This is a genomic window from Sulfurihydrogenibium sp. (genome assembly GCF_027448985.1).
Lineage (GTDB): Bacteria > Aquificota > Aquificia > Aquificales > Hydrogenothermaceae > Sulfurihydrogenibium.
Window position 1 is genome coordinate 1 of sequence record NZ_DAIDMN010000063.1, and the last position, 8,347, is coordinate 8,347.

Here is an 8,347-nt window from a genome sequence, read left to right on the forward strand (position 1 = left end):
TAATCAGAGCCTTTGATAATCTTTAACCTCATTTTTATTAAATCTGCATTTATCCTTATTTTTTTTGCTTTTAGAATATCTACCAGATTCCTGTTGTTAAGATAAACTATTACGGTATCTATGATATCTCTTATTTTTAGGCTTTCCGGACGGTAAAAAAGTTTTTTTGTAACAATTTCAACCGGATTATCTACAAAAACTTTCATACCGTTTATTATTTCTAAGTTTGGTTTTATACCTGTTAAGTTAGGTGCAACAATAAAGTCAATTTCTTGGCTGTTTATGTATATTTTTAAAAAGTTTGATTGCTCTGTATAGCTTTCTGCTATACCTTCTGCTTTACTGTTTAATCGTGGAGATACAAAGGTCAACAGTTGGGCATCGTGAAAGAATATATCAATGTCTTTACTTTCTCTATGGTTGTAATAGTATGCTAATGCAGTTCCACCGCCAAAAGTCCAGTCTTCCTCAGTTATTTTAGCCTCACTTAAAATATCGTATGCAGTTTTAAGAAGTTCTTTCCAATGTTTCATAAAGTAAAGAACTCCTCCAAGTTTGGATTACTTAATCCTTTTTTCCTGATAAATCTATCGTAATAATCTTTTAGAGTTTCAAGGGGTATATCTTTTTCTATACACCACTTAATCAAATCTGATAAAGGAACTTCTGTAAATAAAATTTCCATCCTTTCGTCAGGAAAATCTTTAAACGACTTGATAGCATCTGCAAGGATGTCATCTGAAAGGTTCTCTTTAAAAGGTATGTTTACAATGGTTTGTACTTTACTCATCATACCATCCAGTCGTATGTAAAGTCTTTTGATATGTCTAAATTCAAAACGTTGTAGATGGGTAGTTTTTCTACCACGGTACCGTCTTTTAACAGTGTGAATGATATATCGAAATTTCTACACTCAAACAAGGATAAAGGTATTGCAACTTCTATAACTTTGTTTGCTGATATTTTTATACCGTTTTCTTCTAACAACTGAGATTTGATTGGAAGGTTAAACTCCACTTCACATGTGGATAGTATGGATATTTTTAGAGTGTAGCCTTTATCTGTGATACTTTCCACTTTACCGTCCAACCTTAGGTACAGGTAATCTTCATCGTAGCCGTAGTACAGTTTTTTTAAAACTGTATCAAAAGACATTGAAGACATATCAAAAGTAAGGTCAACTTCTCCTGATGATAACCATTCAAAGTAGTTTGATACAAAACCATCTATCTTTGGTTTTATGTATCCAGAAGGTTCTTTTATTATAGGTTCTTTAAAGAGTTTTTTTATAGGTTTTAAAAGTTTTGATGGTATATCTTTTTCAAGTAATGTGTAAATTTTTTGTAGATTGAGTCTAAATAGAAGGTCAAATCTGTCTGCATAATGGCTAAAGTGGTCATCTCCATACCACCAGAACCAATCACTTCCTTCCGCTATCAAAAGGTGGTTTTTAGCTTCTTTGTAATTTTTGTTATCTTTTTCAAATTCTAATATCTGTTTGGCTTCTGATAGATACTCCCAAGCTGTGTTTTTTTCCGGATGACCTATCCAAGTAGAAAAATTTCCGTATATCCAACTTCCGGCTTTTATACTACCTAATCTTTCCATGATTATATCTTTTTTTAATACTTCTGAGAATGTGATAGTTTCTATCCATTCTTGGTTTGATAACTCTTGGTATAAAGTATCAAAAAAATCTTTACCATTGTTTTTGTAAAACTCCCAAGCATTCTCTCCATCCAATATCACACTTACAACCGGATTATAGTTGGATTTTTCATATATATGTCTTAATCTTGATATGAAATCTTTAACCGCTATAGCAGGGTCTGAGTTTTGGTACCTAAACCCTATAGCATCAGACAGGTACTTGTCCCTGAAAAATATCTTAACTCCATCATAATCGTACACTTTGTAAATATTTTCTAAATTCCTGTCGTTTAAACTACCAAATAATACATCTTCATCGGAAGCTGTCCATTTGATGTTGTTCTCTTTGAAAAGTTTTAAAGTACCGTTGCTGATACTACCTTCTGAAGGCCAAAAACCATCAGGACTTTTATTAAAAATATTACGGTAAAAATTTACCGCTTTTTTTACTTGTATATCCGCATCGTCTTTAAATCCGGATTTTATTTTTGGTAGTTCTATGTTTGGTAAACTCTCTTTTGCAGAGTTGATATCAATGAGTAAAGGTAAGATAGGATGGTAGTAAGGTGTTGTGGATATTTCTATCTGTCCTTTTTCGCAAAGTTTTTTATAAAGTGGTACTATTTCTTTTAGAAAATCTGTTAAAGTAGTAATCAGTTGATACTTTTCTTCTTCCGTGTATGTATGTTTCTTTTGTAAAAGTTCTTTTACAACCTTGTTATTTTCTCTTAAGTAGTTTCCACTCCAAGAGAGTAAAAATAAAACTTCTAAATCTATCAACTCTTGATTTGTGAATTTAGAGTCTGTAGAGTGTTTTTTTAGGTAAAGTTGATAGTATCTTTCTAATGGTTTTATCATAGTGTTTAGATTTGCGCTGAATAGAAAATCTTTTAGATAGGATTTTTCATTTTCGGTAAGTGTATCTACAGGCTTTTTTATAGTTTTTAAGAAGTAGCATGAATCCGGATTTTGTATATACTCTTGAATTTGCTCAAGTAAAGAAGGTACAAGATTAAAGGTTGCTTTTATGTTGTACTTTGACAAGTACCAAGGTATCTCGTAGTAATCTTTTATAGCGTGTAGAAAAACCCAAGGCATTTCAAAAAGGTTTGTAAATGGGTTTTTGTAGTAAGGCTGGTGCATATGCCATAAAAAACAAAGGTATAACTTTTTCATCTGTTGTAAGGCCAACTTGCTATATCTTCTTTCTTTGGGTTGTAATTCATTATGTAATCCAAGGTATATGGGTTTTCTTTTGGCAGGTCTTCAATATCTTTGTCCGTTTCATTCCCAATCCAAAATCTTGCATCTTGCCATCCTTCTAAGAGACATGCATCTATTTTATGTTTCAAAGATGGGTTTTTCTTTAAGATTTGATAGATTTTCTCCTGAGAAAATATTATGCTGTTTCTCCAGCTTTTAGACCTTAGATTTGGAAAGTTTTCCCATTTATAAATGTGAACCATAAGTCTTGATAGATAGCTGATTAACTCTCTTTCAACAGACTTAGACATTCCTTCAAGCTCCTCAATCAGATTTTCAACATCTAAGTTTTCAAAGTCTTTTTCTTTTAGAAGGTTTATATTCTCTAAAATCCAACCGTAGTAATCCTTTTCGTAAAGTTTCTTTAAATCTTCTTTCGTTTGTAGCATAGCTGTTACTCCTTTGGGTTTTTCTAACAATTTATCGCTTATTTTTCTTCTATCCAGCCGTTGATTTTTTCTATGTACGTATCTACAATCTCTTTTGCTTTATCCGGATTGTCCGAGTTTACGTACAGATGAAGATTATCCGAATACTGGTCAGGTATCATAAGTACCCAACTTCTTTTATCTATGAATATTTTTACTCCATCTATAAAAGACGCTTCTTTTCCTATTGCCTCTTCTGTAAATTTTCTCATCATCTTTCCTTTTAGGTTTGAAGGGCAGGCTACCACTTTATGAATAAATGTATGGGGCGGAATTACCTTTTGAATTTGAGATAGTTTGGTTTTGGTTTTTGCCATCATCTCCAGAAGTTTTATAGATGTAAACATTCCGTCGTAGCTAAAGGACATATCTGTAAATGTGTAATTTCCTTCAAGATTTGCAAAGAAGTAGTAATCTTTTAGGAAGTTGTGTTTTAATCCTATGAACTTTCCTCTCTCTACTATCAAGTTTTCAAACATCTCGTCCATAACCTCAGGTACGTAAACAGGCAGGTAAACTTTAACTTGTTTGTTTACCGTTTTATCAATGAGATACAGTATTGACAGTAAGGCTGTTTCGTGGCTTAAAATCTCTCCTTCGTCTGAGACTATAACCAATCTTTGACCGTTTGGATACATTATAAATCCACAGTCAAGTGATAAAACTTTAACCATTTTTGATATTTCATCTGCTGATTTTTTGTGAAGTGTTGATATTTGTGATAGTTTCTTTTCGTCAAAGTATGCGTTTAGTATTATATTCTCTATGGAAAATGTGTTTATTATATCCGGATATACAACAGTTGTAGAGCCGTTTAGAAGGTCCACTATTACTTTAAATTTTTGGCTTTGTATAACTTCCTTATCAATCAAGGATAAAAATTTTTCTTTGTAGGACTTAGTAGCCATCGGGTCATCTTTTATTTCTCCGATTTGGTTGTAGTTTACTCTTCTAAAGTTTTCTCTGAAAAATATTCTTTCTACTGATTTTTCTGTGTTTGTGTCTATGGGTAGCCCTTTACTGTCGAAAAATAGTATCTCTGTGATAGATGGGTTATCTGGTGATTGTCTAAAATGAACACCTGCTACCGCATCACTTTTTGATAGTAGGTATCTCATAACAGGTAAAGGTATGAGTTTTAAGTCTATTACATCAAGTCCGGCTCCGAGTAATCCACCTAAGAAAGACCTTTTTAGCATTCTTGATGCTCTATGGTAATCCCTTGACATTAAAATTGTTTTTCCGGCTGGCAGTATAGACCCAAAGCTTGCAGCCAACTTTGCTGCCATCTCGTTGGAAAGTTCAATGTTTGTTCTTCCGGCTACTTTTGAACCTTCAAATATGGAAGCTTTCCATTTATCTCCCCATATTAGATTGCTACTTATTATAGCTCCTTCCTCTATTAGTTTGTTTGGCCATATTATTACATCTTTTTCAAAATGGACGTTGTCTTTCACTTCCGTTCCTTCTGCAATTATAACACCGTGTTCTGCTTTTACATTTTTACCTATATCTACGTTATTACACAACACAGCGTTGACAATTTTACTACCGTCTGATATTTTACAGTCCCACCATATTACACAGTCTTTCAGGTAAACGTTGTCTGATATTTGTGTATTTTTACCTATCACTACATTTTCTAAGTAGCAGTTGTTTCCTATTTTCACATTTTCGTCTAAAACAACTTTTCCGGATATGGATAAGTCTTTTGGTAAATCCAAAGTTTTTGTGTACAAAACGCCTCCTTGTAGTTTTACTCTTTCCCCTTCTATATCAAGTTTGACCTTGTCTGTCAGAATATCCTTGTTTACTTCTCTATAACTTTCCGGATTACCTACGTCTCTCCAATATCCTTTTGCATTGTAACCGTAGAGTGTTACTCCTTCTTTCATAAGTTTTGGAAATAGGTCTTTACTGAAATCAAATGGAATGTTATCCGGAATGTAGTTTAATATTTCAGGTTCTATAACGTAAATACCTGTGTTTATCGTATCACTAAAAACTTCTCCCCATCCGGGTTTTTCCAAGAATCTGATTATCTTCCCATCTTTATCCGTTATAACTACACCAAACTGAAGAGGGTCCTCCACAGAGGTAAGTGTTATGGTTAGCTTTGAGTTTACAGCTTGATGAAATCCTATAATCTCTTTCAAATCAAAATCTGTTACAAGGTCTCCACTGATAACTAAAAATCTTTCATCAAGATATTTTGAAGCCTTCTTTACAGCTCCGGCTGTTCCGTAGTCATCATCCGGAAGGACGTAGTTTATTTTTATTCCTAAATCTTTTCCATCTTTAAAGTAGTTTTGAATGACTTCAGGTTTGAAATATAAAAGAATTACTACTTCCGTTATACCTACAGATTTGACCTTTTTTATTATATGTTCCATCATAGGTTTGTTAAGTATAGGAAGCATAGGCTTTGGAATACTGTTGGTTAAAGGTTGTATCCTTGTACCGAATCCACCTGCCATTATAACAGCTTTCATATTTTTCCCCCTTACTTTAATAGACAATAATTATAACTAAAAGAATGAGCTTTTTCATGTTTTCTTTTTTGTGTGTGTATTAAAATATTTTAATATCTTTATATCCGGAGGAAAAAATAAATGTTCTTAGACAAAGAAACTTATAAAAAGATACACATATCTGTAAAAGAGTTAAAAGAAAAGATAGACAAAGGTGAAGATTTTATACTTTTAGATGTGAGAGAGCCACAAGAGTACAACTACTCAAGAATAAAAGAAAAGGAAGCTATGCTTATTCCACTTATGAGTTTGCCAAGAGTGATAAACAGCCTTCCAAAAGACAAAGACATATACGTATTTTGTAGAAGTGGAAACAGAAGCCTCCAAGCGACATTATGGCTTTTACAAAATGGTTTTACAAGGGTAAAAAACGTAGAAGGTGGAATTTTAGCTTGGTCTGACGAAATAGACCCAACCGTACCAAAATATTAATTTACGCAACGAAAGAGGGCTTTGTATTTTTTAGATTTAAAAAATAGTGTGGTATTATTTTTATAGAAAAATTTTTTACAATAAATAGGAGATATGAATCCGGTTGTACTTTACACAGCATACATAATTTTTGCTTCAATTTTGACTATTTTTGTTTTATACAAGTACTTTCGTTATTTTTTCTGGAAAAAAACTCAAGGAAAAATCTTAGAAAAAAAAGTAGAAAGAGTTCAAGAAATTATAAAATACGAAACTTACAAACCAGTTATAAAATACAAGTACACTGTTGATGATAAAGAATATATTTCAGACAGAATTTTTATTACACCTTTTGAAACAGACAAAAATACAGCTTCAAAAATAATCAACGAGTTTACATCAGAAAATGTCAATGTTTATTACAACCCTTTTAATCCTTCTGAAAGTGTACTAAAAAAATCGGTACATGCTGGATTAGTTGTAATGATAATTGCTTTAATAGGTATAATGCTCCCTTTCTTATATCAAACTTTTATAGAAATTCATAACTTGGGTTTTGATACCAACTTTTTGGCTCATAAAATAAAAAGCCTTTTACACGATTTATTTGAATAAATCCGGAGGTTTAAGATGATAATAGGGACTCCTTTATCTTCGAATGGGACAAAAATACTTTTACTTGGTAGTGGAGAACTTGGTAAAGAGTTCGTTATAGAAGCTATGAGGATGGGAATCGAAGTTATAGCAGTTGATAACTATCAAAATGCTCCAGCTCAACAGGTGGCTCATAGATACTACGTTATAGATATGAAAAATGGAAAACAGATAAAAGATATTGTTTACAGAGAAAAACCAGATTTTATTGTTCCGGAGATAGAGGCTATAGACACAGATGCTTTGGTAGATTTAGAAAAAGAAGGTTTTACTGTTGTACCGTGTGCTACTGCAGTAAAGTACACAATGAACCGTATAGGTATCAGAAAACTTGCAGCTGAAAAAGTTGGACTAAAAACATCTAAATACGCTTTTGCATCTGATATAGAAACCTACAGAAAAAAAGTCCAAGAAATAGGACTTCCATGTGTTGTCAAACCTGTAATGAGCTCTTCTGGAAAAGGTCAATCGGTAGTTAAAAGCCTTGATGAAATAGACAGAGCATGGTACTATGCCCAAGAAAATGCCAGAGGTAAAGGAAACCAAGTAATAATAGAAGAGTTTATTAATTTTGATTACGAAATAACACTCTTAACGGTAAGAACAAAAAACCAAGGAACACTCTTCTGTGAGCCGATAGGACACATACAGGTAGAAGGTGATTACTGGGAAAGTTGGCAACCTCATCCAATGTCAGAAACAGCTTTAAACAAAGCAAAAGATATTGCAAAAAAAATAACAGATGAGTTAGGTGGATACGGAATATTTGGATGTGAGATGTTTGTTAAGGGGGATGAAGTTTGGTTTAATGAAATATCTCCAAGACCCCACGATACAGGAATGGTAACGTTAATATCCCAAAACATGTCAGAATTTGAAATACATTTAAGAGCAATTTTAGGACTTCCTATTAATATCAAACTACTATCCCCTTCAGCTTCATACTGTTTCCATGCAAAAGATTACGGAGTAGCACCACTTTACAAAGGTGTAGAAAAAGCTTTAGAGATAGAAGACACGAAAGTAAGGATTTTTGGAAAACCGACAACAAGACCAAAGAGAAGAATGGGTATAACCTTAGCAACCGGTCAAACAGTTGAAGAAGCCAGAAAAAAAGCTAAAAAAGCTGCAGAACTAATTAAAGTTGAAGTTGATTAAAATAAAAAATAGGTTTATTATTATATTAAGAAAAATTAAAAGAGAGGATTTTTAAGATGCAAAAAATTAAAATATTTTCCGTGGCAGTTTTATCTGTTGCTGTAATTTTAGGATGTTCTAAGAAGGAAGAAACATCAGAAAATCAACCACAAGCTCCAGCTCAGACACAACAACCGGCTCAAGAAACAGCCCAACCTCAACAGGTAAGTAATCAAGAAACAGCTAAACCTCAAGAACAAAAACCTCAGGAAG

Annotated in this window: 8 protein-coding genes and 1 pseudogene; 4 read left to right on the plus strand and 5 right to left on the minus strand. The window is 32.9% G+C overall.

Going from position 1 to position 8,347, the window contains the following annotated elements:
• The 5 genes from NE054_RS06010 to NE054_RS06030 all read right to left on the minus strand — a co-directional run.
• Positions 1 to 533 (minus strand): nucleotidyl transferase AbiEii/AbiGii toxin family protein (locus NE054_RS06010; RefSeq protein WP_297889814.1); only part of this gene is annotated, 533 nt, incomplete at its 3' end.
• Positions 530 to 793, minus strand: coding sequence for a hypothetical protein (locus tag NE054_RS06015; RefSeq protein ID WP_297889815.1), 264 nt, complete (start codon positions 791 to 793; stop codon positions 530 to 532). The genes NE054_RS06015 and NE054_RS06010, both read right to left, overlap by 4 nt.
• Positions 790 to 2,826 carry a glycoside hydrolase family 57 protein gene (locus NE054_RS06020; RefSeq protein ID WP_297889816.1) on the minus strand — a complete coding sequence of 679 codons (2,037 nt, stop codon included), beginning with the start codon at positions 2,824 to 2,826 and terminating at the stop codon, positions 790 to 792. Before NE054_RS06020 ends, NE054_RS06015 begins: the two co-directional genes overlap by 4 nt.
• The gene (locus tag NE054_RS06025; RefSeq protein WP_297889817.1) at positions 2,823 to 3,302 is read right to left on the minus strand and encodes a DUF29 domain-containing protein; all 480 of its coding nucleotides are present in this window, start codon (positions 3,300 to 3,302) and stop codon (positions 2,823 to 2,825) included. The genes NE054_RS06020 and NE054_RS06025 overlap by 4 nt, the downstream gene beginning before the upstream one ends.
• A 38-nt stretch (positions 3,303 to 3,340) precedes the next feature.
• On the minus strand, positions 3,341 to 5,833 hold the full coding sequence (locus NE054_RS06030) for a sugar phosphate nucleotidyltransferase (protein ID WP_297889818.1): 2,493 nt from the start codon (positions 5,831 to 5,833) through the stop codon (positions 3,341 to 3,343).
• A gap of 120 nt (positions 5,834 to 5,953) precedes the next feature.
• On the opposite strand from NE054_RS06030, the gene NE054_RS06035 reads away from it, so the two are divergent.
• The 4 genes and pseudogenes from NE054_RS06035 to NE054_RS06050 form a co-directional block, all read left to right on the plus strand.
• A complete protein-coding gene (locus NE054_RS06035) occupies positions 5,954 to 6,304 on the plus strand; it encodes a rhodanese-like domain-containing protein (RefSeq protein WP_297889820.1) in 351 nt (116 codons plus the stop codon).
• Between the two features lie 93 nt (positions 6,305 to 6,397).
• Positions 6,398 to 6,898: a DUF3592 domain-containing protein gene (locus tag NE054_RS06040; RefSeq protein ID WP_297889822.1), complete on the plus strand. Its 501-nt coding sequence runs from the start codon at positions 6,398 to 6,400 to the stop codon at positions 6,896 to 6,898.
• A 15-nt stretch (positions 6,899 to 6,913) separates the two neighbouring features.
• Positions 6,914 to 8,095 (plus strand): formate-dependent phosphoribosylglycinamide formyltransferase, encoded by a 1,182-nt coding sequence (purT, locus tag NE054_RS06045; RefSeq protein WP_297889824.1) that lies wholly within the window; start codon positions 6,914 to 6,916, stop codon positions 8,093 to 8,095.
• A gap of 56 nt (positions 8,096 to 8,151) precedes the next feature.
• Positions 8,152 to 8,347 (plus strand): annotated as a pseudogene (locus tag NE054_RS06050) (cytochrome C); the annotation flags it as partial.

Coding starts and splice junctions, on each gene's coding strand:
- NE054_RS06020 (WP_297889816.1), bottom strand. CDS start 2,826: ATGAAAAAGTTATACCTTTGTTTTTTATGGCATATGCACCAGCCTTAC.
- NE054_RS06015 (WP_297889815.1), bottom strand. CDS start 793: ATGATGAGTAAAGTACAAACCATTGTAAACATACCTTTTAAAGAGAAC.
- NE054_RS06030 (WP_297889818.1), bottom strand. CDS start 5,833: ATGAAAGCTGTTATAATGGCAGGTGGATTCGGTACAAGGATACAACCT.
- NE054_RS06025 (WP_297889817.1), bottom strand. CDS start 3,302: ATGCTACAAACGAAAGAAGATTTAAAGAAACTTTACGAAAAGGATTAC.
- NE054_RS06035 (WP_297889820.1), top strand. CDS start 5,954: ATGTTCTTAGACAAAGAAACTTATAAAAAGATACACATATCTGTAAAA.
- NE054_RS06040 (WP_297889822.1), top strand. CDS start 6,398: ATGAATCCGGTTGTACTTTACACAGCATACATAATTTTTGCTTCAATT.
- purT (WP_297889824.1), top strand. CDS start 6,914: ATGATAATAGGGACTCCTTTATCTTCGAATGGGACAAAAATACTTTTA.